The 24530-nt window shown below is 58.2% G+C and carries 25 protein-coding genes; 7 read left to right on the forward strand and 18 right to left on the reverse strand.

Going from position 1 to position 24530, the window contains the following annotated elements:
• Nucleotides 1-16: 16 nt before the first annotated feature.
• Nucleotides 17-421 carry an OsmC family protein gene (locus V1599_RS01085; protein WP_112011751.1) on the reverse strand — a complete coding sequence of 135 codons (405 nt, stop codon included), beginning with the start codon at nt 419-421 and terminating at the stop codon, nt 17-19.
• Between the two features lie 309 nt (nt 422-730).
• Here V1599_RS01085 and crp point away from each other — a divergent pair, with 309 nt between their 5' ends.
• On the forward strand, nt 731-1363 hold the full coding sequence (gene crp / locus V1599_RS01090; RefSeq protein ID WP_000242758.1) for a cAMP-activated global transcriptional regulator CRP: 633 nt from the start codon (nt 731-733) through the stop codon (nt 1361-1363).
• 57 nt (nt 1364-1420) lie between these two features.
• Nucleotides 1421-3508, forward strand: coding sequence for a YccS/YhfK family putative transporter (locus V1599_RS01095; protein WP_395301552.1), 2088 nt, complete (start codon nt 1421-1423; stop codon nt 3506-3508).
• A gap of 15 nt (nt 3509-3523) precedes the next feature.
• Here the strand turns inward: V1599_RS01095 and V1599_RS01100 are convergent, their stop codons facing one another.
• The 4 genes from V1599_RS01100 to ppiA form a co-directional block, all read right to left on the reverse strand.
• Nucleotides 3524-4744 carry an aspartate aminotransferase family protein gene (locus V1599_RS01100; RefSeq protein ID WP_395300892.1) on the reverse strand — a complete coding sequence of 407 codons (1221 nt, stop codon included), beginning with the start codon at nt 4742-4744 and terminating at the stop codon, nt 3524-3526.
• A gap of 86 nt (nt 4745-4830) precedes the next feature.
• On the reverse strand, nt 4831-5394 hold the full coding sequence (pabA, locus tag V1599_RS01105; RefSeq protein ID WP_297117054.1) for an aminodeoxychorismate synthase component 2: 564 nt from the start codon (nt 5392-5394) through the stop codon (nt 4831-4833).
• Between the two features lie 30 nt (nt 5395-5424).
• Complete coding sequence (locus V1599_RS01110) at nt 5425-6009, reverse strand: putative adenosine monophosphate-protein transferase Fic (RefSeq protein WP_395300893.1); 585 nt, start codon at nt 6007-6009, stop codon at nt 5425-5427.
• 105 nt (nt 6010-6114) lie between these two features.
• The gene (gene ppiA, locus V1599_RS01115; protein ID WP_045330487.1) at nt 6115-6687 is read right to left on the reverse strand and encodes a peptidylprolyl isomerase A; all 573 of its coding nucleotides are present in this window, start codon (nt 6685-6687) and stop codon (nt 6115-6117) included.
• A 276-nt stretch (nt 6688-6963) separates the two neighbouring features.
• Between ppiA and tsgA the strand changes: the two genes are divergently transcribed.
• On the forward strand, nt 6964-8142 hold the full coding sequence (gene tsgA / locus V1599_RS01120) for an MFS transporter TsgA (protein WP_395300894.1): 1179 nt from the start codon (nt 6964-6966) through the stop codon (nt 8140-8142).
• A 9-nt stretch (nt 8143-8151) separates the two neighbouring features.
• Here tsgA and V1599_RS01125 read toward each other — a convergent pair whose 3' ends face one another.
• Complete coding sequence (locus tag V1599_RS01125) at nt 8152-9468, reverse strand: cytosine deaminase (protein ID WP_395300895.1); 1317 nt, start codon at nt 9466-9468, stop codon at nt 8152-8154.
• Between the two features lie 240 nt (nt 9469-9708).
• Between V1599_RS01125 and nirB the strand changes: the two genes are divergently transcribed.
• From nirB to V1599_RS01145, 4 genes are all read left to right on the forward strand, one after another.
• On the forward strand, nt 9709-12252 hold the full coding sequence (gene nirB / locus V1599_RS01130) for an NADPH-nitrite reductase large subunit (protein ID WP_297117067.1): 2544 nt from the start codon (nt 9709-9711) through the stop codon (nt 12250-12252).
• Nucleotides 12249-12575 carry a nitrite reductase small subunit NirD gene (gene nirD, locus V1599_RS01135; RefSeq protein ID WP_112011760.1) on the forward strand — a complete coding sequence of 109 codons (327 nt, stop codon included), beginning with the start codon at nt 12249-12251 and terminating at the stop codon, nt 12573-12575. Before nirB ends, nirD begins: the two co-directional genes overlap by 4 nt.
• A gap of 136 nt (nt 12576-12711) precedes the next feature.
• Nucleotides 12712-14085 (forward strand): siroheme synthase CysG, encoded by a 1374-nt coding sequence (gene cysG / locus V1599_RS01140; RefSeq protein WP_112011761.1) that lies wholly within the window; start codon nt 12712-12714, stop codon nt 14083-14085.
• Nucleotides 14086-14228: 143 nt separating this feature from the next.
• Entirely contained in the window at nt 14229-14399 is a 171-nt protein-coding gene (locus V1599_RS01145; protein WP_112011762.1) for a YhfL family protein, read from the forward strand.
• Nucleotides 14400-14554: 155 nt separating this feature from the next.
• On the opposite strand, the gene trpS is transcribed toward V1599_RS01145, so the two are convergent.
• The 12 genes from trpS to pilM all read right to left on the reverse strand — a co-directional run bounded on the left by trpS (nt 14555) and on the right by pilM (nt 24516).
• Nucleotides 14555-15559, reverse strand: a complete 1005-nt coding sequence (trpS, locus tag V1599_RS01150; RefSeq protein WP_297117075.1) for a tryptophan--tRNA ligase — start codon at nt 15557-15559, stop codon at nt 14555-14557.
• Nucleotides 15552-16313, reverse strand: a complete 762-nt coding sequence (gene gph / locus V1599_RS01155; RefSeq protein WP_112011764.1) for a phosphoglycolate phosphatase — start codon at nt 16311-16313, stop codon at nt 15552-15554. The genes trpS and gph overlap by 8 nt, the downstream gene beginning before the upstream one ends.
• The gene (gene rpe / locus V1599_RS01160) at nt 16306-16983 is read right to left on the reverse strand and encodes a ribulose-phosphate 3-epimerase (protein WP_112011765.1); all 678 of its coding nucleotides are present in this window, start codon (nt 16981-16983) and stop codon (nt 16306-16308) included. Before rpe ends, gph begins: the two co-directional genes overlap by 8 nt.
• A 41-nt stretch (nt 16984-17024) precedes the next feature.
• Nucleotides 17025-17837, reverse strand: coding sequence for an adenine-specific DNA-methyltransferase (dam, locus tag V1599_RS01165; protein WP_112011766.1), 813 nt, complete (start codon nt 17835-17837; stop codon nt 17025-17027).
• Nucleotides 17838-17904: 67 nt separating this feature from the next.
• A complete protein-coding gene (gene damX, locus V1599_RS01170; protein ID WP_112011767.1) occupies nt 17905-19197 on the reverse strand; it encodes a cell division protein DamX in 1293 nt (430 codons plus the stop codon).
• A gap of 92 nt (nt 19198-19289) precedes the next feature.
• Nucleotides 19290-20378, reverse strand: coding sequence for a 3-dehydroquinate synthase (gene aroB, locus V1599_RS01175; protein ID WP_395300896.1), 1089 nt, complete (start codon nt 20376-20378; stop codon nt 19290-19292).
• 59 nt (nt 20379-20437) lie between these two features.
• Nucleotides 20438-20959 carry a shikimate kinase AroK gene (gene aroK, locus V1599_RS01180; protein WP_010436374.1) on the reverse strand — a complete coding sequence of 174 codons (522 nt, stop codon included), beginning with the start codon at nt 20957-20959 and terminating at the stop codon, nt 20438-20440.
• Between the two features lie 286 nt (nt 20960-21245).
• Nucleotides 21246-22484: a DNA uptake porin HofQ gene (gene hofQ, locus V1599_RS01185; RefSeq protein ID WP_395300897.1), complete on the reverse strand. Its 1239-nt coding sequence runs from the start codon at nt 22482-22484 to the stop codon at nt 21246-21248.
• The gene (locus tag V1599_RS01190; protein ID WP_297117089.1) at nt 22396-22791 is read right to left on the reverse strand and encodes a HofP DNA utilization family protein; all 396 of its coding nucleotides are present in this window, start codon (nt 22789-22791) and stop codon (nt 22396-22398) included. The genes hofQ and V1599_RS01190 overlap by 89 nt, the downstream gene beginning before the upstream one ends.
• Nucleotides 22781-23239 carry a HofO gene (locus V1599_RS01195; protein ID WP_395300898.1) on the reverse strand — a complete coding sequence of 153 codons (459 nt, stop codon included), beginning with the start codon at nt 23237-23239 and terminating at the stop codon, nt 22781-22783. The genes V1599_RS01190 and V1599_RS01195 overlap by 11 nt, the downstream gene beginning before the upstream one ends.
• A 3-nt stretch (nt 23240-23242) precedes the next feature.
• On the reverse strand, nt 23243-23743 hold the full coding sequence (locus V1599_RS01200; protein WP_395300899.1) for a PilN domain-containing protein: 501 nt from the start codon (nt 23741-23743) through the stop codon (nt 23243-23245).
• Nucleotides 23740-24516 (reverse strand): pilus assembly protein PilM, encoded by a 777-nt coding sequence (pilM, locus tag V1599_RS01205; RefSeq protein WP_395300900.1) that lies wholly within the window; start codon nt 24514-24516, stop codon nt 23740-23742. The genes V1599_RS01200 and pilM overlap by 4 nt, the downstream gene beginning before the upstream one ends.
• Nucleotides 24517-24530: the final 14 nt, after the last annotated feature.

Below are 24530 nucleotides of genomic sequence, written 5' to 3' on the forward strand. Positions count from 1 at the left end.
GCGCGATGCCCCGACATTACGCTTCGATCACCTCATATGAATGGGTAATGTTCACCGCTTTCTCCAGCATGAGCGCCACGGAGCAGTACTTCTCAGCGGACAGGTCAACCGCGCGCGCCACCGCCGCGTCTTTCAGCTCTTTGCCCGTGACGATAAAGTGCAGGTTGATGTGCGTGAACAGGCGCGGCGCCTCTTCGCGACGTTCCGACGTCAGCTTCACTTCGCAATTGGTCACCTCCTGACGGCCTTTCTGCAGGATAGACACCACGTCAATCGCGCTGCATCCGCCTGCCGCCATCAGCACCATCTCCATCGGGCTTGGCGCTTTATCGCCGGAGTTACCGTCCATCAAAATCTGGTGGCCGGAAGCGGACTCGCCCAGGAAGGTTAGCCCTTCGACCCATTTCACACGCGCTTGCATATTTATTAACTCCAACGTTGCATTTTTGGTGACAGATTACGCGCGCGTTACATTTCTCGCAACGGAAGGCGACCTGCATCATGCTGAAGCGAGACACCAGGAGACACGCGGCAAAAGCTATGCTAAAACACTCTGGATGCTACAGTAATACATTGACGTTACACATGTATGCAGAGGACATCAAACTTTACTGGCTGCGACACATTAGACGGCCGACTTCCCAGGTATGGGTAAGAATTCGATTGCAAACCCAGAGTCAGGATGCAACGTATGGCTCTGGAGACAGCTTATAACAGAGGATAACAGCGCATGGTGCTTGGCAAACCGCAAACAGACCCGACTCTCGAATGGTTCTTGTCTCATTGCCACATTCATAAGTACCCATCAAAGAGCACGCTGATTCACCAGGGTGAAAAAGCGGAAACGTTGTATTACATCGTTAAAGGCTCGGTGGCAGTGCTGATCAAAGATGAAGAAGGGAAAGAGATGATCCTTTCTTATCTGAACCAGGGCGATTTCATCGGTGAACTGGGCCTGTTTGAAGAAGGCCAGGAACGTAGCGCCTGGGTTCGTGCAAAGACAGCATGTGAAGTGGCTGAAATTTCTTACAAAAAGTTCCGTCAGCTGATCCAGGTTAACCCGGACATCCTGATGCGTCTTTCTTCGCAGATGGCGCGCCGCCTGCAGGTTACGTCTGAAAAAGTGGGCAACCTCGCCTTCCTCGACGTCACCGGTCGTATCGCACAGACCCTGCTGAACTTGGCGAAACAGCCAGACGCCATGACCCACCCTGACGGCATGCAAATTAAAATTACCCGCCAGGAGATTGGTCAGATCGTCGGTTGCTCCCGTGAAACGGTGGGTCGTATTCTAAAAATGCTGGAAGATCAGAACCTGATCTCTGCACACGGTAAAACCATCGTGGTTTACGGAACCCGTTAATTCCGGTCAAACGGCGTGCCACCGCAGGGTGTCACGCCGTTTTTGTCTCTATCCCCCATGTGGCGCAGGCTGATCTATCACCCGGAAGTAAACTACGCACTGCGACAAACGCTGGTGTTGTGCCTGCCCGTGGCCATTGGCCTCATTCTTGGACATCTCCAGCAGGGGCTGCTGTTTTCCCTGGTGCCCGCCTGCTGCAACATTGCCGGGCTGGACACGCCGCACAAGCGCTTTTTCAAACGCCTGATCGTTGGCGGCAGCCTGTTTGCCGGCTGTAGCCTCGCCGTTCAGCTGCTGCTGGCGCGCGATATTCCACTGCCGCTGATTTTAACCGTACTGGCGATGACGCTCGGCGTTACCGCTGAAATCAGTTCGCTGCACGCCCGCCTGCTGCCCGCCTCGCTGATCGCCGCCATTTTCACCCTAAGCCTCGCGGGCAATATGCCGGTATGGGAGCCGCTGCTGATCTACGCCCTCGGCACGCTGTGGTACGGCGTATTCAACTGGTTTTGGTTCTGGCTGTGGCGGGAACAGCCGCTGCGCGAATCCCTGAGCCTGCTCTACGTTCAGCTGGCCGACTACTGCGAAGCCAAATACACCCTGCTCACGCAGCATACCGACCCGGAAAAATCCCTGCCGCCACTGCTGACGCGCCAGCAGAAGGTGGTCGATCTCATCAGCCAGTGCTACCAGCAGCTGCACATGCTCGCCGCGAATAAAAACCACGAGTACAAGCGGCTGCTGCGCATCTTCCAGGTGGGGCTGGATCTGCAGGAGCATATCTCCGTGAGCCTGCACCACCCGCAGGAGGTGCAGAAGCTGGTCGAGCGCAGCCACGCGGAAGCGGTGATCCGCTGGAACGCGCAGACGGTTTCGGCGCGCCTGCGCGTGCTGGCTGACGACATTCTGTATCACCGCTTTCCCACGCGCTTCAGCATGGAAAAGCAGCTCGGCGCGCTGGAGAAAATTGCCCGCCAGCATCCTGATAACCCGGTCGGCCAGTTCGCGGCATGGCACTTCAGCCGCATCGCCCGCGTTTTGCGCACGCAGCGCCCGCTCTACCCGCGCGACCTGATGGCCGACAAGCAGAAGCGCCTGCCGCTGCTGCCCGCCCTGAAAAGCTATCTGTCGCTTAAATCCGCCGCCCTGCGCAACGCCGCGCGCATCAGCGTGATGTTGAGCATCGCCAGCCTGATGGGCATGGCGCTGCACCTGCCGAAGCCGTACTGGATCCTCATGACCGTGCTGTTTGTTACCCAAAACGGCTACGGGGCGACGCGCGTGCGCATTCTGCACCGGGCGGGCGGCACGATGGCGGGGCTAATTATTGCGGGCGTAACGCTGCACTTCCACGTGCCGGAAGGGTATACGCTGGCGGGAATGCTGGTGGTTACGCTGGTGAGCTACCTGATCATCCGCAAAAACTACGGCTGGGCGATGGTCGGCTTTACGGTGACCGCGGTGTATACCCTGCAGCTGCTCACGCTCAACGGCGAGCAGTTTATCGTCGCCAGGCTGGTTGATACGCTGATTGGCTGCCTGATCGCCTTCGGCGGCATGGTCTGGCTGTGGCCGCAGTGGCAGAGCGGGCTGCTGCGCCAGAACGCCCACGACGCGCTCGAAGCCGACCAGGATGCCATCCGCTTAATCCTGAGCAACGATCCGCAGCCTTCGCCGCTGGCGTATCAGCGCATGCGGGTCAATCAGGCGCACAACGCCCTGTTCAACTCCCTTAATCAGGCGATGCAGGAGCCGGGCTTTAACTCGCACTATCTCGCCGACATGAGGCTATGGGTGACGCACAGCCAGTTTATCGTTGAGCATATCAACGCCATGACCACGCTGGCGCGCGAGCACACGATGCTGACGCCGGATCTGGCGCAGCGCTATTTGCAATCATGTGAAATTGGCCTGCAGCGCTGTCAGCAGCGGCTGGAGTATGATGCGCCGGGCGAGTCGGGGGATTCAAACATTCTGGAAGCGCCGGAAACGCTGACCCACGGGCCGATGAGCACCCTGGAGCAGCATTTGCAGCGCGTGCTGGGCCACCTGAACACCATGCACACCATTTCGTCGGTGGCATGGCGCCAGCGCCCGCATCACGGGATTTGGTTAACGCGCATTTTAAAACGCACGCCGTACTGAGTGTGTCGCGTGAGATTATCCCCGGACGATCTTCCCGACCGCTGCGGCAAACCGAACTAACCCGTCTGCAATATCCTTCTCTTCCACCACCAGCGACGGCGCGAAGCGCATCACGTCCGGCCCGGCGTTGAGCACCATCACCCCTTCCTGGGCGGCGGCATGCAGAAAATCGCGCGCGCGGCCCTTGTACTGCGGCTTCAGCTCGGCGCCGATCAGCAGCCCCATGCCGCGGATCTCGCTGAACACGTCGTACTGCGCGTCAATCTGCTGAAGGTGCTTCACAAACTGCTCGCGCTTCGCGCTTACGCCGCTCAGAACCGGCGGCGTATTGATGATGTCGAACGCCGCGCCCGCCACGGCGCAGGCCAGCGGGTTACCGCCGTAGGTGGAGCCGTGGGAGCCGACGTGAAACGCGGAGGCGATCTCCTGAGTGGTCAGCACCGCGCTCACCGGGAACCCGCCGCCGAGCGCCTTGGCGCTGGTCAGAATGTCCGGCGTCACGCCGTAGTGCATATAGGCGAAGAGATCGCCGGTGCGGCCCATTCCGCACTGGACCTCATCAAACACCAGCAGCGCCTTGTGCTCATCGCACAGCGCGCGCAGCCCTTTGAGGAACTCCGGCGTGGCTGCCGTCACGCCGCCTTCGCCCTGAATCGGCTCGACGACGACCGCGCAGGTGTGATCGTCCATCACCGCCTTCACCGCGTGCAGATCGTTAAACGGCACGTGGATAATATCTGCCGGTTTCGGGCCAAAGCCGTCGGAATATTTCGGCTGGCCGCCAACGGATACGGTGAACAGCGAGCGGCCGTGGAAGGCGTTATGGAAGGCGATAATCTTGGTTTTGTACGGGCTGTGGCGGGTGGAGGCGTAATAACGCGCCAGCTTGAAGGCGGTTTCGTTGGCCTCGGTGCCGGAGTTCATAAACAGCACGCGCTCGGCGAAGGTCGCATCAACGATCTTGCGCCCCAGGCGCAGCGCAGGCTCGTTGGTAAAGACGTTGCTGGTGTGCCACAGGGTTTCGCCCTGGGTTTTCAGCGCCTCTACCAGCGCAGGATGGCAATGGCCCAGCGCCGTCACCGCAATGCCGCCCGCAAAATCTACATACTCTTTGCCCTGCTGATCCCACACGCGGCTGCCTTTTCCCTTCACCGGGATAAACTCGGCCGGTGCATAAACCGGCAGGATCACTTCGTCGAATGTTGCGCGGGTAATTGCGGGTTGTTCAGTTGCCATGTCATGCCCATCCATTTTATGTCACAGAGATTGTGAAAATATAATCACAAAATATGCATAAAAAATCACAGCAAGGCAATAGATATTCAGCGATTGAGAAAATTCGCCAGCAGCGGGTGCCCCTGCTCGCTGAGAATGCTTTCCGGGTGGAACTGAACCCCTTCGAGATCCCATTCCCGATGACGGATGCCCATGATCTCCTGCGTCTCGCTTCGGGCGGTCACCTCGAAGCAGGCGGGCAGCGTCGGCGGGTCAATGACCAGAGAATGGTAGCGCGTCACGGTCAGCGGGTTATTTAACCCCGCAAAGACGCCCGCGCCCGTATGGGTAATCGGTGAGGTTTTACCGTGCATCACCTTCGCGGCGCGCACGATGGTGGCACCGAAGACCTGCGCGATGGCCTGGTGGCCCAGGCAAACGCCCAGAATCGGCAGCCTGCCCGCATAGTGGCGAATAGCGTCCAGCGAAACGCCGGATTCTGACGGCGTACACGGCCCCGGAGAGATGACGATTTTCTGCGGGGCCAGCGCGTCGATATCGGCGAGCGCGATCTCGTCATTGCGACGCACCACCACCTCGGCGCCGAGTTCGCAAAAATACTGGTAAAGGTTCCAGGTGAAGGAATCGTAGTTATCAATCAGCAGGATCATGGCGGCTCCAGAAAAAAAGGCCGCCCTATTCTACTCAGTTTCCCGCGCGTCGCTCACTACTTTGGCAAAGATGGCGTTCAGGTCCCTCACATCGCCCGTTGCGCCGCTGCGGTTCGCCGCGACCCAGCGCTCGGGGTCAATATCCCGCCAGTCCAGCGCGTAGCCCGCGTGGATCGCCAGCTGCTCAAAGAAGACGCGCTGGGCGATGCCGTTACCGCTGATGAACGGGTGAAGCATGTTGATTTCGCAGTAGTAGTGGCTAATTTTCTCAACAAATGCGTCTTTTTCAAGGCCGACCAGATACTTGTCGCCTTCCAGATCGGCCATCAGCTCATTTCCCATCTTCTCGATGTATTCGAAATGGCAGAAGGGAATGTCGCCTTTAGAAATATCGTCGGTACGGAACTCGCCTGCCTGCTTCATTTCTCTGCGATATAAATGGCGGTGGATGAGGCACAGATGGGGCAGGCCGGGCGCAGAAGGCCCAAGCTCCAGCGTCTCGATGTCGGGCTCTGAAGGACCATGGCCTTTTTCAAGAAGACAACTGGCCTGAAAATTGACGCTACGCTGCTGCTCCCAGAGACGGGATTTTTGCCTGTCGGTGAGTTTTTTCACTTAACGCCTCCCTGAAGATGTCCGTTTGCCACAAGTATAAGCGGCAAAACGCGCTTTCGCAGGAAGGGGGATGACGCGGGCAGGACGTCGCCCGCGTTAGGGGGATTACGGCAGAACTTTTGCGGAGAGGATAACCACCGGTTTTGACGGCACGTTCTGGTACGGGCCGACGTCGTGGGTTGGCACCTGGGAAATCTTGTCCGCCACGTCCATTCCCTTCACGATTTTACCGAACACGGCGTAGCCGAAGTCGCGCTGGCCGTGGTCGAGGAAGGCGTTATCCGCCACGTTGAGGAAGAACTGGCTGGTCGCGCTGTCTTTATCCGCGGTGCGCGCCATGGAGATGGTGCCGCGCTTGTTCAGCAGGCCGTTATCCGCTTCGTTTTTAATCGGCGGGTTAGGCTGCTTTTGCTGCATCTGCTCGTTAAAACCGCCGCCCTGCACCATAAAGCCCGGGATCACGCGGTGAAAGGTGGTGCCGTTATAGAAGCCGCTGTTCACGTAATCGAGGAAGTTTTTCACGGAGACCGGAGCTTTCTGGCTATTCAGTTCCAGCTCAATATTCCCTGCGGACGTGGTCAGCAGGACGTGAGGGTCTCCTTTTGCTGCCAGCGCAGCAGGGGAAACGGCAGAAAGAGCAAACACAGCTGCAACAGCCGCCAGCGTTGATTTGAGCATGAAAATTCCTTAACAAAGCGCAGTGTATAAAGCGAATGGCTTGATTCTAAAGAGCAGTATGGACCGAGGCCAGACTTTTACCTAATTTTACGAAATTGAAACAGTTGTAACGACGCAAACGATTGGTTATCACAACTTTTTATGTGATCAACATCACATAAAAAACTGCAATCGATCGTAAATTTTCCTGAAAAGGTGGGAATGGATCACTTTCGAGACTAGAATTTGCCCGCTCTCAGCGCCCTCCGGCGCTTTTCTTTTTTCAACAGGCCAGACATGACTAACAGCAACCGCATCAAGCTCACATGGATCAGCTTCTTCTCCTACGCCCTGACCGGCGCGTTGGTGATCGTCACCGGGATGGTGATGGGAAATATCGCAGACTACTTCCAGCTGCCCGTTTCCAGCATGAGTAACACCTTCACCTTCCTCAACGCGGGGATCCTGATCTCCATTTTCCTGAACGCCTGGCTGATGGAAATCGTGCCGCTGAAAACCCAGCTGCGCTTCGGTTTTGTGCTGATGGTCGCCGCCGTGGCGGGCCTGATGCTGAGCCACAGCATCGCCCTGTTCTCCGCCGCCATGTTCGTGCTTGGACTCGTAAGCGGGATCACCATGTCGATCGGTACGTTCCTCATTACCCACATGTATGAGGGCCGCCAGCGCGGTGCGCGCCTGCTGTTTACCGACTCCTTCTTCAGCATGGCCGGGATGATTTTCCCGATGGTCGCCGCCGTTCTGCTGGCGCGCAGCATCGAGTGGTACTGGGTGTATGCCTGTATCGGCCTGGTCTACGTGGCGATCTTTATCCTGACCTTCGGCTGCGAGTTCCCGATGCTGGGTAAAAAAGCGCAGACCGCGGCGGAACCCGTTGCCAAAGAGAAGTGGGGCATCGGCGTGCTGTTCCTTTCCATCGCCGCCCTGTGCTACATCCTCGGCCAGCTGGGCTTTATCTCCTGGGTCCCGGAATACGCGAAGGGGCTGGGCATGAGCCTGAACGACGCGGGCAAGCTGGTGAGCGACTTCTGGATGTCCTATATGTTCGGCATGTGGGCATTTAGCTTCATCCTGCGCTTCTTCGACCTGCAGCGCATCCTGACCGTGCTGGCAGGCCTGGCGACCGTGCTGATGTACCTGTTCATCAACGGCTCTCCTGAGCATATGCCGTGGTTCATCCTGACCCTGGGCTTCTTCTCCAGCGCAATCTACACCTCGATCATCACCCTGGGCTCGCTGCAGACCAAAGTCGCCTCGCCGAAGCTGGTGAACTTCGTACTGACCTGCGGCACCATCGGTACGATGCTGACCTTCGTGGTGACCGGCCCGATCGTGGCCCACAGCGGCCCGCTGGCGGCGCTGCACACCGCTAACGGCCTGTACGCCGTGGTGTTTGTGATGTGCTTCATCCTGGGCTTCGTGACCCGCCACCGCCAGCACAATACGCCAGCGGCGTAACGCCTACCCCTACGCCCCTTCGCGCCCTGCGAAGGGGCTGTTTTTGGTAAAGAACAGCTCTTCTCCCCCACTGTCCATCTGAATCCACGTCTGCGCGAGCTGCGTGGTGGCAATCACCCTGCCCTGACGAATCGACCAGCGCACCGGCACCTGGCAGCGCACCGCCTCAAAGCCGCTCTCGGCGGGCAGTATAATCATGTTCGCCGGGTTCCCCGTCTCAATGCCGTAATCGCGCAGGCCAAAGGTTCGCGCGCTGTTGTGGGTGATCAGGTTCAGGCCGCTGTCGATCTGCGGATAGCCCATCATCTGGCAGACGTGCAGCCCCATGTGCAGCACCTGCAGCATATTGCCCGTCCCCAGCGGATACCACGGGTCAAAGACGTCGTCGTGACCAAAGCAGACGTTAATGCCGGCCTCAAGCAGCTCCTTCACGCGGGTGATCCCGCGGCGCTTCGGATAGTCGTCAAAACGCCCCTGCAGGTGAATGTTCACCAGCGGGTTGGCCACAAAGTTGATGCCCGACATCTTCAGCAGGCGGAACAGCCGCGAGGTATACGCGCCGTTGTAGGAGTGCATGGCGGTGGTGTGGCTAGCCGTCACGCGATCGCCGATCCCTGCCTCGTAGGCCAGCGTCGCTACCGTCTCCACAAAGCGGGACTGCTCGTCGTCGATTTCATCGCAGTGGATATCCAGCGGGCGATCGTATTTCTTCGCCAGATCGAAGGCGATATGCAGCGACTGCACGCCGTACTCGCGGGTAAATTCAAAGTGCGGGATAGCGCCCACCACGTCTGCGCCAAGGCGTAGCGCCTCTTCCAGCAGGGCGGCGCCGTTCGGGTAAGAGAGAATGCCCTCCTGCGGGAACGCCACGATTTGCAGCGTGACCCACGGCGCGACCTCCTGCTTAACCTCCAGCATCGCCTTCAGTGCCGTTAGCGAGGGATCGGACACGTCAACGTGGGTACGGACAAACTGAATGCCGTTGGCGATCTGCCACTTCAGCGTTTTCCACGCGCGCGCCTTTACGTCCTCGTGGCTGAGCAGCGCCTTGCGCTCTGCCCAGCGCTCAATGCCTTCAAACAGGGTGCCGGACTGGTTCCAGCTCGGCTCGCCCGCCGTCTGGGTCGTATCAAGATGAATATGCGGCTCAATGAACGGAGGGATGGCCAGGCCACCGCGTCCGTTTAACACCTCATAACTTTCGTCATGGGTTGCGTCCATCGGCGTGATGTCGCCGAATAGACCGTTCTCAATGGCGATTTGCCACAGCCCTTCACGACCCGGTAAACGAACATTCTGAACAAGCCAAAGCGGTGACGTTGACATACCTCTCCCCCGAAAAACGCGGCTGAAATTTAGGAGTACAACACTTTGCGGAATTGTACCCATTTTTGTACATAAAACCGACGACCGTGAAAAGCCAGCGATTTCCACAACTTATAAAAATCCTGACAAATCAGTCATCTACCACCTAGGTGGTAGGTTAAGGCGTATTTGATTTGCATCAATAAGTGCCCCTGCTGAATCGTTAAGGTAGGCAGTAATAGAAAAGAAATCGAGGCAAAAATGAGCAAAGTCAGACTCGCTATCATCGGTAACGGCATGGTCGGCCACCGCTTTATTGAGGATCTTCTCGATAAAGCCGACGCCGCCCAGTTCGATATTACCGTGTTCTGTGAAGAACCCCGCAAGGCGTACGACCGCGTACATCTCTCTTCCTACTTCTCCCATCATACCGCCGAAGAGCTCTCATTGGTGCGCGAAGGTTTCTACGAGAAGCACGGCGTGAAGGTGCTGGTGGGCGAACGCGCTATCACCATCAACCGTCAGGAAAAAGTGATCCACTCCAGCGCCGGACGCACGGTTTTTTACGACAAGCTGATCATGGCGACAGGCTCCTACCCGTGGGTCCCGCCGATCAAAGGCTCTGACACTCAGGATTGCTTCGTCTATCGTACCATTGAAGATCTAAACGCCATTGAATCCTGCGCCCGTCGCAGCAAGCGCGGCGCGGTGGTTGGCGGCGGCCTGCTGGGTCTGGAAGCCGCTGGCGCGCTGAAAAACCTCGGCGTTGAAACTCACGTCATCGAATTTGCCCCGATGCTGATGGCAGAGCAGCTTGACCACATGGGCGGCGACCAGCTGCGCCGCAAGATTGAAAGCATGGGCGTGAAGGTTCACACCAGCAAGAACACCAAAGAGATCGTGCAGGAAGGTACCGAGGCGCGTAAAACCATGCGCTTTGCCGACGGCAGCGATCTGGAAGTAGACTTCATCGTCTTCTCCACCGGCATTCGCCCGCGCGACAAGCTGGCAACCCAGTGCGGACTGGCCGTCGCCCAGCGCGGCGGCATTATGATCAACGATTCCTGCCAGACCTCTGACCCGGACATCTACGCTATCGGCGAATGCGCCAGCTGGAACAACCGCGTTTACGGCCTGGTTGCGCCGGGCTACAAAATGGCGCAGGTTGCCGTTGATCATATCCTCGGCAATGAAAATGCCTTCGAGGGCGCGGACATGAGCGCCAAGCTGAAGCTGCTGGGCGTAGACGTTGGCGGCATCGGCGATGCCCACGGCCGCACGCCGGGCGCGCGCAGCTACGTGTATCTCGACGAAAGCAAAGAAATCTACAAACGCCTGACCGTCAGCGCTGACAACAAAACCCTGCTCGGCGCGGTGCTGGTAGGCGACACCAGCGACTACGGTAACCTCCTGCAGCTGGTACTGAACGCCATCGAACTGCCGGAAAACCCGGACGCGCTGATCCTTCCGGCTCACGCTTCCAGCGGCAAGCCGTCCATCGGCGTTGATAAGCTGCCGGACAGCGCGCAGATTTGCTCCTGCTTCGACGTCACCAAAGGCATGCTGGTTGCGGCTATCAATAAGGGCTGCCACACCGTGGCGGCGCTGAAGGCCGAAACCAAAGCCGGGACCGGCTGCGGCGGCTGTATTCCGCTGGTCACTCAGGTGCTCAACGCCGAGCTGGCGAAGCAAGGTATTGAGGTGAACAACAACCTGTGCGAGCACTTTGCCTATTCTCGTCAGGAGCTGTATCACCTGATCCGCGTAGAGGGCATTAAGTCCTTCGATGAGCTGCTGGAAAAACACGGCCAGGGCTACGGCTGCGAAGTGTGTAAACCGACCGTCGGCTCCCTGCTGGCCTCCTGCTGGAACGAATACGTTCTGAAGCCGGAACATACGCCGCTGCAGGACACCAACGACAACTTCCTGGCGAACATCCAGAAAGACGGCACTTACTCCGTGATCCCACGCTCCGCCGGCGGCGAAATCACGCCGGAAGGGCTGGTGGCGGTTGGGCGCATCGCCCGCGAATTTAATCTTTACACCAAAATCACCGGCTCTCAGCGCATCGGCCTGTTTGGCGCACAGAAAGACGACCTGCCGGAAATCTGGCGTCAGCTGATTGAAGCGGGCTTCGAAACCGGCCACGCGTATGCTAAAGCGCTGCGTATGGCGAAAACCTGCGTGGGCAGCACCTGGTGCCGCTACGGCGTGGGCGACAGCGTGGGCTTCGGCGTGGAGCTGGAAAACCGCTACAAAGGCATCCGCACCCCGCACAAAATGAAGTTCGGCGTGTCTGGCTGTACCCGTGAGTGCGCTGAGGCGCAGGGTAAAGACGTGGGGATTATCGCCACCGAGAAGGGCTGGAACCTGTACGTGTGCGGTAACGGCGGGATGAAACCGCGCCACGCGGATCTGCTGGCAGCGGACATCGACCGCGACACGCTGATCACATACCTCGACCGCTTCATGATGTTCTACATCCGCACCGCCGACAAGCTGACCCGCACCGCGCCGTGGTTAGACAATCTCGAAGGCGGCATTGATTATCTGAAATCGGTCATCATCGACGATAAGCTTGGCCTGAACGCGCATCTGGAAGAAGAGATGACGCGCCTGCGCGAGGCGGTGATTTGCGAATGGACGGAAACGGTCAACACGCCGTCCGCACAGGTTCGCTTCAAGCACTTTATCAACAGCACCCAGCGCGATCCGAACGTGCAGGTCGTGCCAGAGCGTGAACAGCACCGTCCGGCAACGCCTTATGAACGCATTCCGGTGACGCTGGTGGAGGAAAACGCATGAGCCAGTGGTTAGATATCTGCAATATTAACGACATTCTGCCGGCAACCGGCGTTTGCGCACTGCTGGGTAACGAGCAGGTGGCGATCTTCCGTCCGCGCCGCGACGAGCAGGTTTTTGCCATCAGCAACATCGACCCGTTCTTCGACGCCAGCGTGTTGTCACGCGGGATCATCGCGGAACACCAGGGTGACCTGTGGGTCGCCAGCCCGTTGAAAAAGCAGCGCTTCCGCTTAACCGACGGGTACTGTATGGAAGACGAGAGCCACTCCGTGAAGCACTACGACGTCCGCGTGAAGGACGGCAAGGTGCAGCTGAAAGGCTAATTCCCTCGCCTTTTCAATATGAAAAGCTTATGACCCCTAATGGGTAACGGCAGGAAAAACCGTATGTTCAGTACGATCCCTGCTGTTATCCTGACGTCAATTCTTACCCCCTCCTTGAATGCTGTGAGGTAACCTCGTGGACCACCTGCCCATTTTTTGTCAATTACGCAACCGCGACTGCCTGCTCGTCGGCGGCGGGGATGTCGCTGAACGCAAAGCGCGCCTGCTGCTGGAGGCCGGTGCGCGCCTCACGGTTAACGCCCTCGCCTTTGCACCGCAGTTCGACGTCTGGGCGCAGGAGGGCATGCTGACGCGGGTTCAGGGGGAGTTCGATGAATCCTTACTGGAGACCTGCTGGCTGACCATCGCCGCCACGGATGACGATGCGGTGAACCAGCGCGTCAGCGACGCCTGCGAAGCGCGCCGCATCTTCTGCAACGTGGTAGATGCGCCGAAAGAGGCGAGCTTCATCATGCCGTCGATTATCGACCGTTCACCGCTGATGGTAGCCGTCTCGTCCGGCGGGACTTCGCCCGTGCTGGCCCGCCTGCTGCGCGAAAAGCTGGAGTCGCTACTTCCTCAGCATCTTGGACAGGTGGCGCGCTATGCGGGCCAGCTCCGTTCAAGGGTCAAAAAAACCTTTGCCACCGTGGGCGAGCGCCGCCGCTTCTGGGAGAAGTTCTTCGTGAATGACCGTCTGGCGCAGTCGCTGGCGAATCAGGACGCGAAAGCCGTAGAGGAGACGACCGAGCGGTTACTCACTGAGCCGCTGGACCATCGCGGTGAAGTGGTGCTGGTCGGCGCCGGGCCGGGCGACGCGGGGCTTCTGACGCTCAAAGGGCTACAGCAGATCCAGCAGGCGGACATCGTGGTTTACGACCGCCTGGTGTCCGACGATATTATGAATCTGGTCCGCCGCGACGCCGACCGCGTGTTTGTCGGCAAACGCGCGGGCTACCACTGCGTGCCGCAGGAGGAGATTAACCAGATCCTGCTGCGCGAAGCGCAGAAGGGCAAGCGCGTGGTGCGCCTGAAGGGCGGCGATCCGTTTATCTTCGGCCGCGGCGGCGAAGAGCTGGAAACGCTGTGCAGCGCGGGCATTCCGTTCTCCGTGGTGCCGGGCATAACGGCAGCATCAGGCTGCTCGGCCTACTCCGGCATTCCGTTAACCCATCGCGATTACGCCCAAAGCGTGCGCCTGGTGACGGGCCACCTGAAAACCGGCAGCGAGCTGGACTGGCATAATCTGGCGGCCGAAAAGCAGACGCTGGTGTTCTATATGGGGCTGAACCAGGCCGCGACGATTCAGGCGAAGCTGCTGGAGCACGGTATGGAAGCGGATATGCCGGTCGCGCTGGTGGAAAACGGCACGGCCATTAAGCAGCGCGTGGTGGATGGCGTGCTGACGCAGCTAGGCGACCTGGCGCAGCAGGTGGAGAGCCCGGCGCTGATTATCGTGGGCCGCGTGGTGGAACTGCGCGAGAAGCTGAACTGGTTCTCTCATCACTGACGCACAATCTCCCTTCTTCGAGTAGTCCTTAACCGGACTACTCCCCTGTTACTGCTGCCGATAACATACCGCTCGCGAAATGGAACTTTTCCATTTATTCCCTCGTGTTAGACCTATTATCGATTTGAATACAAGGAATCAGTATGTTCAAACTGGCAAAAGTCGCCGTTCTGGCCGGCGTATTAACAACCCTGACCGCCTGCACCGGCCACGTTGAAAACACCAAAAATAACTGCAGCTATGATTACCTGCTGCACCCGGCGATCTCCATTTCTAAGATCATCGGTGGCTGCGGCCCGGCGGCACAGCAGTAAGCGTCTTTCAGGCGTAAAAAAAACCGGGATTTCCCGGTTTTTTTGTTTGGGTATATGCAAGGGTTACGCGGCCTGATGCCCTGACCCTGGCCCTCTCCCACGGGGAGAGGAAACAAACCCTAAAAACGGTAATGCCGTTACCGTTTTGCTTTCACCTACGGTTTCGCCACAAACCCAATCGCTTCGTACACCGCTTTCAGGGTTTCGGACGCGCGTGCGCTGGCTTTTTCCGCGCCGTCTTTCATCACCTTCTGCAGGAAAGCTTCGTCGTTGCGGAAGCGGTTGTAGCGCTCCTGCAGTTCGACCAGCATACCGGAAACGGCTTCCGCCACTTCGCCCTTCAGGTGGCCATACATCTTGCCTTCGAAGTGCTTCTCCAGCTCTGGAATGCTCTGGCCGGTCACGCCGGAAAGGATATCCAGCAGGTTGGACACGCCCGCTTTCTCTTTCACATCATAGCGAACGACAGGCGGCTCTTCGGAGTCTGTCACCGCACGTTTGATCTTCTTCACCACGGACTTCGGATCTTCCAGCAGGCCGATAACGTTGTTGCGGTTATCGTCTGACTTGGACATCTTCTTGGTCGGCTCCAGCAGCGACATTACGCGCGCGCCGGATTTCGGAATGAACGGCTCAGGCACCTTGAACACGTCGCCGTAAATGGCGTTAAAGCGCTGGGCGATGTCGCGGCTCAGCTCCAGGTGCTGCTTCTGGTCTTCACCAACGGGGACCTGATTGGTTTGATACAGCAGAATATCGGCAGCCATCAGCACCGGATAGTCGAACAGACCGGCGTTGATGTTCTCGGCATAGCGGGCCGATTTGTCCTTAAACTGCGTCATGCGGCTTAGCTCGCCGAAATAGGTGTAGCAGTTCAGCGCCCAGCCCAGCTGCGCGTGCTCCGGCACGTGAGACTGCACGAAGATCGTGCTCTTTTCAGGATCGATACCGCATGCCAGGTAGAGCGCCAGCGTATCCAGCGTCGCTTTACGCAGCTGCTGCGGGTCCTGGCGAACCGTAATGGCGTGCTGGTCAACGATGCAGTAGATGCAGTGATAATCGTCCTGCATGTTTACCCACTGACGCAACGCACCCATGTAGTTACCAATGGTCAATTCACCTGACGGCTGTGCGCCACTAAAAACGATGGGCTTAGTCATTTTTCAATTCCTGATGTTCACTTTGCGAGAGCCCGAGCGCGGGCAATAAATCGTTGAAGCGATCGAACACTACGTCCGGCTCACTCAGCGTAATGGCCTCACCGTAGTTGTAGCCATAGGTTAAGCCAACGGAAGGACAGCCTGCCGCTTTCGCAGCCAGAATATCATTGCGGGAATCCCCTACAAAGAGCAGCTCTTCAGGCGCTAAGGATAATTTTCCTGCCACCAGCAGAAGCGGTTCCGGATGCGGCTTTTTATTCTGCACGTCATCACCGCCAACAATCACGGTGAAATATTTCGCGATATCCAGCGCGTTCAGCAGCGGCGCAACAAACGGCGTCGGCTTATTGGTCACCAGGCCCAGCGGAATGCCTTTGGCATGCAGCGCGCTCAGCGTTTCTGCTACTTCCGGGAACAGGAAACTGCCCTCTTCGACCGTCTCTTCGTAGAACCGGTCGAACAATTTACGCAGAATGCGCAGCTGCTCATCCTGGGGGATATCCGCGTGGTCAACGCTCGGCTTACCCTGCGCGGAACGCTGCGACGCGCGCTCCTGGCGAGCCCAGGTCAGCGCGCGCTCCATCAGCACATCCGCGCCGTTGCCAATCCACGTCACAACGCGCTCTTCACCCGCAACGGGCAGCTCAAGCGCGTACAGCGCCTGGTCTACGGCGCTCGTTAAGCCCGGCGCGCTATCCACCAGCGTGCCGTCGAGGTCAAAAGCGATACCCCGTGTTTTTTGCAATTTATCCATGACTTACCTTCGCCAGCTCCTGGCGCATTTCATCAATCACTTTTTTGTAATCTGGCTGATCGAAGATGGCTGAACCGGCAACGAACATATCCGCGCCCGCGGCAGCAATTTCACCAATGTTGTTGACCTTCACCCCGCCGTCCACTTCCAGACGGATGTCATAGCCAGATTCATCAATACGGCGACGCACTTCGCGCAGCTTGTCCAGCGTATGCGGAATGAACGACTGGCCGCCAAACCCAGGGTTAACGGACATCAGCAGGATCACGTCCAGCTTGTCCATGACGTGGTCCAGGTAGGTCAACGGCGTAGCCGGGTTAAAGACAAGGCCTGCCTTACAGCCGTTTTCTTTAATCAGCTGAAGGGTGCGGTCCACGTGCTCGGATGCTTCCGGGTGGAAGGTGATGATGCTGGCCCCCGCGGCGGCAAAATCCGGCACGATGCGATCGACCGGCTTCACCATCAGATGCACATCAATCGGCGCGGTAATGCCGTAGCTGCGTAGCGCCTTGAGCACCATCGGGCCGATGGTCAGGTTGGGAACGTAGTGGTTATCCATAACGTCGAAATGGACGACATCCGCGCCAGCCGCGAGAGCCTTAGCGGTGTCTTCCCCCAGGCGGGCAAAATCGGCCGATAGAATTGAGGGAGCAATCAAAAACTGTTTCATCCGCATCTCCTTGAAATGTATTTACCGGCGGGCAAAACGGCTCAGGGGCGATAAAGAGCCAGAAGTTCGTCCACCTTTTTACGCGTGCCGCCGTTGCTGCTTATGCTGCGCCGCACTTTTACCTGAAAATGCTGCGCGGCTTTGTACCATTCGCGCGTATCAGGCGTATCGTGATTCGAAATTAACACCGGAATTCTTTTGCTGACCAGCTTTTCCGCCATTTGCGCCAGATGCGCCTGCTCGGTGGGGCTAAAGCTATTGGTGTGGTACGCCGTGAAATTCGCCGTAGCCGACAGCGGGGCGTAAGGCGGATCGCAATACACCACGGATTTTGCATCCGCCTTTTCCATGCACTCGGCATAGGAGAGGCAGTGAAACTCGGCGTTTTGCGCTTTTTCAGCAAAATGGTACAGCTCGCCCTGCGGGAAGTAAGGGCGCTTATAGCGACCAAACGGCACGTTAAACTCACCGCGTAAATTGTAGCGGCACAGCCCGTTGTAGCCGTGACGGTTGAGGTAAAGGAATAGCAGCGCTCGACGGAACGGATCCTGGCACTGATTAAACTCAGCGCGGAACTGGTAATAGACGTCCGGGTTGTTATTTTCAGGCGTAAACAGCTTGCGCGCCTCTTCAACGTATTCGTCGGTACGCAGCTTAACAATGTTATAGAGGCTAATGAGATCGCTATTGATATCCGCCAGGATATAACGAGAAAAATCGGTGTTCAGAAACACCGATCCCGCCCCAACAAAGGGCTCAATGAGGCACTCGCCTTTCGGCAGGTGTTTTTTAATATCATCGAGCAGGGGGTATTTGCCCCCTGCCCATTTCAGAAAAGCGCGATTTTTTTTCATGCTGACTAACTGATTACACCTTCTCCGGCTGTGGAGAAAGCTCCGACAGCATCCTGCGCTTTAAACATTACTTCAGATCGGCCTGGACCTGATGAATCGGCTTCGCCCACGGGTTTTTCGCCTGAACATCGGCTGGCAGCGCCGCAACGGCACGTTTAGCTTCGTCTTTAGACGCATAAACACCGCTCACCAGCACATACCATGGCTGTCCGTTGCGGGTCGTTTGATAGACCACGTAGTTTTTGAGATTCGATTTCTTCGCCCAACCGTTGAGGTTGTCATAGTTAGACGAACTGCTCAGCTGCAGCGTGTAGTTGCCGGCTGGTGCAGACTTCAGGGAACCGACGTTACCCGTCGTTTTACCCGCAGCAGAGCTGGTTGCCGCGGCGGCAGGAGCAGCCGTGGCCGCTGGCGCGGTGGTGGTTGCCGTGGCTTTTGGCGCAGGCGTTGCCGCTGGCGCTTTTACCGGCTCACGGGCAGCAGCCGTTTCGGTGCGTTTCGGCTGCGCGGAGGCTTTCGCTTCAGGCGCTTTCGCCACGGTCTGCGGCTTGGTTTCACGCTTCGGCTCAATCACCACCTGCTTGCGTTCCTGACGCGGCGCAGTTTGCGTTTGACGCGGTTTGGTTTCCGCTGCGGCAGTTTGCGGCTGAGCGTTACCGCCGCGAACCGGGGCAACGGTCGCAGGCTCAGTCGGCAGCGTAGAACTCACGGCGACGTTGTTCATCTGCTCCTGATTTTGCGGCTGGGTCAGCGCGTTATTCAGATCGCCCTGAACCTCAACGCGCTGCTGGCCTTCAGGCGTAGCCGGTGCCTGGCCCTGAGTCGGGGTAGAGGAAACCGGTGGCAGCGAGACGTCCTGCGGCGCTGGCGTATTTCCGGCAGTCTGCTCGACAGGCGAGGTTCCCGGTGCTGGCTGCGCGCCGTTAGCCTGGTCGGTTGCATCAGAACCGGACAGGTCGATATTTTTCTCAGTGGACGCGGTTTGCGGACCTGAGGTTGAGGAAGGCGATTTCAGGGCTGAACCAATGCCGATAATCAGCAGAAGTAAAACCAGAACGCCCAGCCCCATCATGACGTACTGTCGGGAGGCTGGCTTTTGGGCTGCGGCTTTTTTACGTTTACGCGGGCGACGCTCTACAGGCTCTTCGTCCATTGACTCTTCTTCGGACTCATAACCCTCTTCTGCTCGCTCATCGCGCGCGCTGCGGCTGCGCGAAGGGCGACGATCGTCTGCATCCAGATCGACATCGTCAAAATTGATCTGCGGCTCGTTATCACGTTCTGAAGATTGACGAGAACGACCAGTACGACGATCGCTGGGATCGGGTTTCAGCTCGTCTTCTGGTTTGAATTCATCCATTTAACACCCCACTCAAAGGCTTATGCCAACGACTTTGCATTTCACCTGAAGCTAAACGACCACCCGTAAAAGTGGCCTGACCTTTCTAGTAGTTACGCCTGCTGGCAATCAGCAATAGCGCCAAGAACAACATCGTGCGGTACTCCACCGCGCACTTCACTTTTCCCTATTGCAAGCGGGAGCACAAGACGCATCTCACCTGCCAATACTTTTTTATCGCGCATCATGTGGGGTAAATACGCCTGCGCTGACATCTCCTGCGGCCCAGCCACCGGCAGCCCTGCGCGCTCAAGCAATGCAATAATGCGCGCCGTCTCTTCCGGCTTAAACTGACCGAGGCGTTCAGACGCGCGCGCCGCCATCACCATGCCCGCCGCGACGGCTTCTCCGTGAAGCCAGTTGCCATAGCCCATTTCAGCTTCAATAGCGTGACCAAACGTGTGCCCCAGATTGAGTAAAGCACGTAAGCCCGTTTCACGCTCGTCAGCCGCGACAACTTCCGCTTTCAGCTCACAGCAGCGGCGGATGCAGTACGCCATTGCCGAACCGTCAAGGCGCAGCAGCGCATCCATGTTCTCTTCCAGCCAGTTAAAGAACTCACCGTCAAGAATGATGCCGTACTTGATCACTTCAGCAAGCCCGGAGGCCAGCTCGCGTTTTGGCAGGGTTTTCAGGCAGTCGAGATCCACAACAACCGATGCCGGCTGGTAGAACGCGCCGATCATGTTTTTGCCGAGGGGATGGTTCACCGCCGTTTTACCGCCAACAGAGGAGTCGACCTGCGAAAGCAGCGTGGTAGGAATTTGAATAAAGCGCACGCCACGCTGGTAGCTGGCGGCGGCAAAACCTGTCAGATCGCCCACAACACCGCCGCCCAGGGCAAGCAGTGTTGTATCGCGACCATGCGGTTTTTGCAGTAATGCGGTAAAGACGGTATCAAGTACCGCCAGGCTTTTATACTGCTCGCCATCAGGCAGAATCACACTGTCGACGACCACGCCCGCCTGTTCGAGCAGGTGGCGAACGCGGTCGAGATAAAGCGGAGCCAGGGTTTCGTTGGTTACCAACATCGCCCGTTCACCCGCTTTCAGTGGTAAGAAGGAAGCTGGGTCGTTAAACAAACCAGCCGCGATGGTGATAGGGTAACTACGTTCCCCGAGAGTAACTGTAATCCTCTCCATGACGCGACATCCACCTTAATAATGCTTTTACCCGCAGGCGAGTGTATATAAAGCCAGAATCAGTTGCTTTCCAGCATATGAATAATCTGGTTTGCAACCACTTTAGCGCTCTGGTCGTCAGTACGAATGGTCACATCTGCAATCTCTTCGTACAGAGGATTGCGTTCACCAGCCAGGGCTTCCAGAACTTCACGTGGCGGCGTTTCCACCTGCAGCAGCGGGCGCTTTTTATCGCGCTGCGTGCGTGCCAGCTGTTTTTCGATGGTCGTCTCAAGATAGACCACAACGCCACGGGCGGAGAGACGGTTTCGGGTTTCGCGAGATTTCACAGAGCCGCCGCCAGTCGCGAGCACAATGCCCTGTTTTTCCGTGAGTTCGTTGATCACTTTTTCTTCTCGGTCACGGAAACCTTCTTCGCCTTCTACATCGAAGACCCAGCCCACATCAGCTCCGGTTCGTTTCTCAATCTCTTGATCAGAATCGTAAAATTCCATATTGAGTTGTTGAGCTAACTGACGCCCAATAGTGCTTTTGCCGGCACCCATAGGCCCAACCAGAAAGATATTGCGTTTCTCTGCCATTTTTTCGGTACTACTAAGACTATTCGTTAATGGTAATCCCCGCTTCGCAGACACCTCGCGTAGCAGGACATGAACTGAAACCTCATATGCAATAGAGCGAGAGTCAGACTAAAAATTATCTCAATACTCCGGCTTGTTTGGCAACTGATTAAATCACCGCGCCAAACGCATAGCGTATCAAGACGTAAGTCCAACTCGAATCGGTACTCCTTGTATGCTAATTCATGCCCCACGTCAAACATCTGCAACAAACTGGCTGCAAAATCCTTGCGGGGATCGTTATCCATTAATGAATCCCTACCAGACGCGGCGTAATGAATACCACCAGCTCCCGGCGTTCGTTGTCTTTACCGTCGTGGCGAAACAGCTGACCGAGCCAGGGAATAGCGCCCAGCCCCGGCACGCTGTCGCGGCCCGTTTTATTTTTTTGCGAAAAAATACCGCCCAGCGCCAGCGTCTCTCCGCTTTTGACTTCCACCTGCGTTTCAATCTCTTGCTTATCAATCGCCAGCGTTTCGCCGTCCGCCTGCTGCAGTACCTGCCCCGGCATGTTTTCGCTGATGTGCAGCTTAAGGCGCACGCGGCCTCCCGGCAGAACAACCGGCGTGACTTCCATCCCCAGCACGGCCTCTTTAAATTCCACCGAGGTTGCACCGCTTTCTCCGCTGGAAACCTGATAAGGGATCTCGCTGCCCTGCTTAATGCTGGCCGGCTGCATATGCGACGCCAGCAGGCGCGGGCTGGCGATGATATCCACCTTTTGCTTTTGCTCCAGCGCCGATAGCTCCAGATCCAGCAGCCTGCCGTTGATGCGGCCGATGTTGAACCCGACGTGGGTTGTGGCATTCGCGACCGACAGATCTGCGCCGAGCGCGGTCACCTGCCCGATCTTGCCCGTGTCCGTCGCCTCCGCCAGATTCCACTTAACGCCCAGCTCGCGCAGGCTTTTTTCGTTGATGGTCACGATGTGCGCCGCCAGCTCTACCTGCTCGACGGGCAGGTCCATCTGCTCGGCCCAGCGCTGTAGCGCGTCAAGCGTCGCCCGGGTATCCCGTACCAGCAGGCGGTTGGTGCGTTTGTCGACGGATAAGCTCCCTTTAGGGCTCAGGAGTTTTTCCGCGGCTTTCTGAAGCTCTCCGGCGTCCGCATAGGAAAAGGGAATGCTGTGCGACACCAGCGGAGCCTCAAGCTGCCTTCGCGCCTTGTCCTGCTCCTTTTGTGCCTGCTGCCCGCGCTGCCACGCCGCGGTGTTGACATAAAAAATGCCGCCTTCTTCGCGCATTACTAGCCCAGCGCTGTTGACCACCGTCTGCAGTGCCTGCCGCCAGGGCACGCGCGTAAGATTCAGCGACAGGGAGCCGCCAACGTCGGGTGAGACCACCAGATTGCGGTTCTCCTGGGCAACCAGCGCCTGAAGCACCTGCACAACGGGCACATCATCCACCGCGAGGGTGACCGGCTTTGGCGTCGCGGCCCACAGCGGTTTGCACAGTATGATCAGTACGAACGCTATCCTTACCTTCATCTTTTTTTATTCCTTCTCGTTGCCAGACCCACCGTTTGGGATCGCACCCTTCGCCGACCTCAACGACCAGCGCCTTTTCATCCAGAGAGATAACCCGCCAGCCCGGCGGCAGCCGGTCGCCCGGCTTCACGCGATGCCACCGCTTATTCCCGCTCTGCACAATACCCAGGCCGCTAACGATTCCCTGATAGCGCCACTGCGCCAGCTGCCCTACCGCACAGGTATCGTCCGGCGGACGGAAGGGATCGCGCATGCCGGTCAGCAAAAACAGGGCGCTCAACAGCAGCAGCCGTCCGTTACGATCCATGACGAAGCTCCAGCTGCAGAGTGATGCGTAACCGTCCGCCGTGCGGCGCGATGACAAAGGCGTTCACCCCAGCGCTCTGCTGCGCCAGCCGGTCGAAAATATCCGGGATGCGTGACCAGTCGGCCTCAAGCGTAAGCTCCCCGCCCGCGGGCAGCGGCTTCCAGCGCACCAGCGTGGCACCGTTCGCCTGAAAAGCCAGCGGTGAAAATGGCTGTACGACGCGAGCGTCGGGCGTTGTGCCTTGCGCGACCTTCATGGCAGCGGGCCACAGCGCGGCATGAGTAGAGAGTGCCTGTTTAAGCAGCCCCTGACGCTCGGCAAGCTGCCCGTTTAGCGGCTTGAGGAATATCCCCCATGCCGTCGTGATTACGACGAGGCAAGCCAGCCCCCAACAGAGCGCACGCACCTCGCGGCGGCATTCCCACCAGCGTTCAAAAATGCTGTCCATGCGCTACCCCCGGCTTTTCACCTGAAAAGTGAACATCCAGCGCCCTTCGGCATCCTGCTGTAATTCACCCGTTTTGCCGGGAGTGAACCCCACGATCTTCCCGAGTTCGCCCCGCAGGGCGGAGAGCGCCGGAAGCGCGGTGGCATATCCCGTTAGCACCAGCGAGGGCGGCTGATAGCGAAGCTCGCTCAGCCATGCCTGCGGAGGAAGCGCCCCGGCAACGGACGCCAGCGCCGCTGTCCACGGCACCGGAGGAAGCGTCGGCTCCACGGCCTGCGTTTGCGTGGAGCCCCACTGCGCCCGGCGGGCCGCCAGCGTTCGATTCACCTCGCTCACGCCCGCGACTACGCTGTTTTGCGCCCGCAGCGTTAGGGCCCTGTCTGCGCGCAGCGCGCCGATGATGGCCACGATGGCCAGCAGCGTGGCGGCCACTATCCCGCCCCAGACGCGCAGGCAGCGCGCCTGCCTGCGCGGACGCCACGGAAAGAGATTCGCCGTTCTCATGGCTGCGCCTCGCTCATCGCCAGCGCGATGGCTACGGTAAAATCTGCGCCGCCGTCGGGCAGCGGGGGCTGGCAGCGCGCAACGGTTTCCCACGGATCGCGGGCGTCGTCAAACAGGGCTATCTCGTGAACAGAAAGCGCGAGGAGCGCCGCCAGATCGGCAATATGGGCAGCCTCCGTCACCGGCCGTCTTCCCCACTGGTGGCGCATCGCCCATAGCCACTGGAGCTCATCCCGCCATGCAACGCACTGCGCAGGCGCAACGGCTGAAAGAAGGTTCTTCAGCGCACCGGCATCCGGCACGATCGCCACCAGCCGCAGGCGCAGCGCCTCGGCCAGCGCCAGAAGCGCGTCGACCTCTTTATTTTGTGCGGCCGTTACGTGATAGCTATTGCTGAAGGTGTCTTGCGTATAGTCAAAGCAGAGGGCATCAGCGGGCATTTCCAGCTCGCGTGACAGGGCCGAGCCGATCCACGACGCCTGTTCGCTGTCGCGCAGAGCGAGCGCAGGACGCGGCAGGATTTTTTGCAGCGTCCTCGAGGCGGGAAATGAGAGGTATACCCGGTGGTAGTGCGGCAATGCCTGCCGCCAGCCGCGCAGGGCATCAGTCAGCCGCTGCGGCTCGATGATTTTCCCGTCGCGGATAATGCCCTCAGCCAGCGGAACAGCCCACCAGCGCCGCAGACGCCAGGCCCGTTTCTCGCGCGTTAGCGCAACAATCAGCACCTTATCTTGTTGAATATGAACGCCCGTTTGCCACGTTTTAAAAGCCATGCTTCACGATCTCC

The sequence above is a fragment of the Enterobacter sp. ECC-175 genome (genome assembly GCF_043968675.1).
Taxonomy (GTDB): Bacteria; Pseudomonadota; Gammaproteobacteria; order Enterobacterales; family Enterobacteriaceae; genus Enterobacter.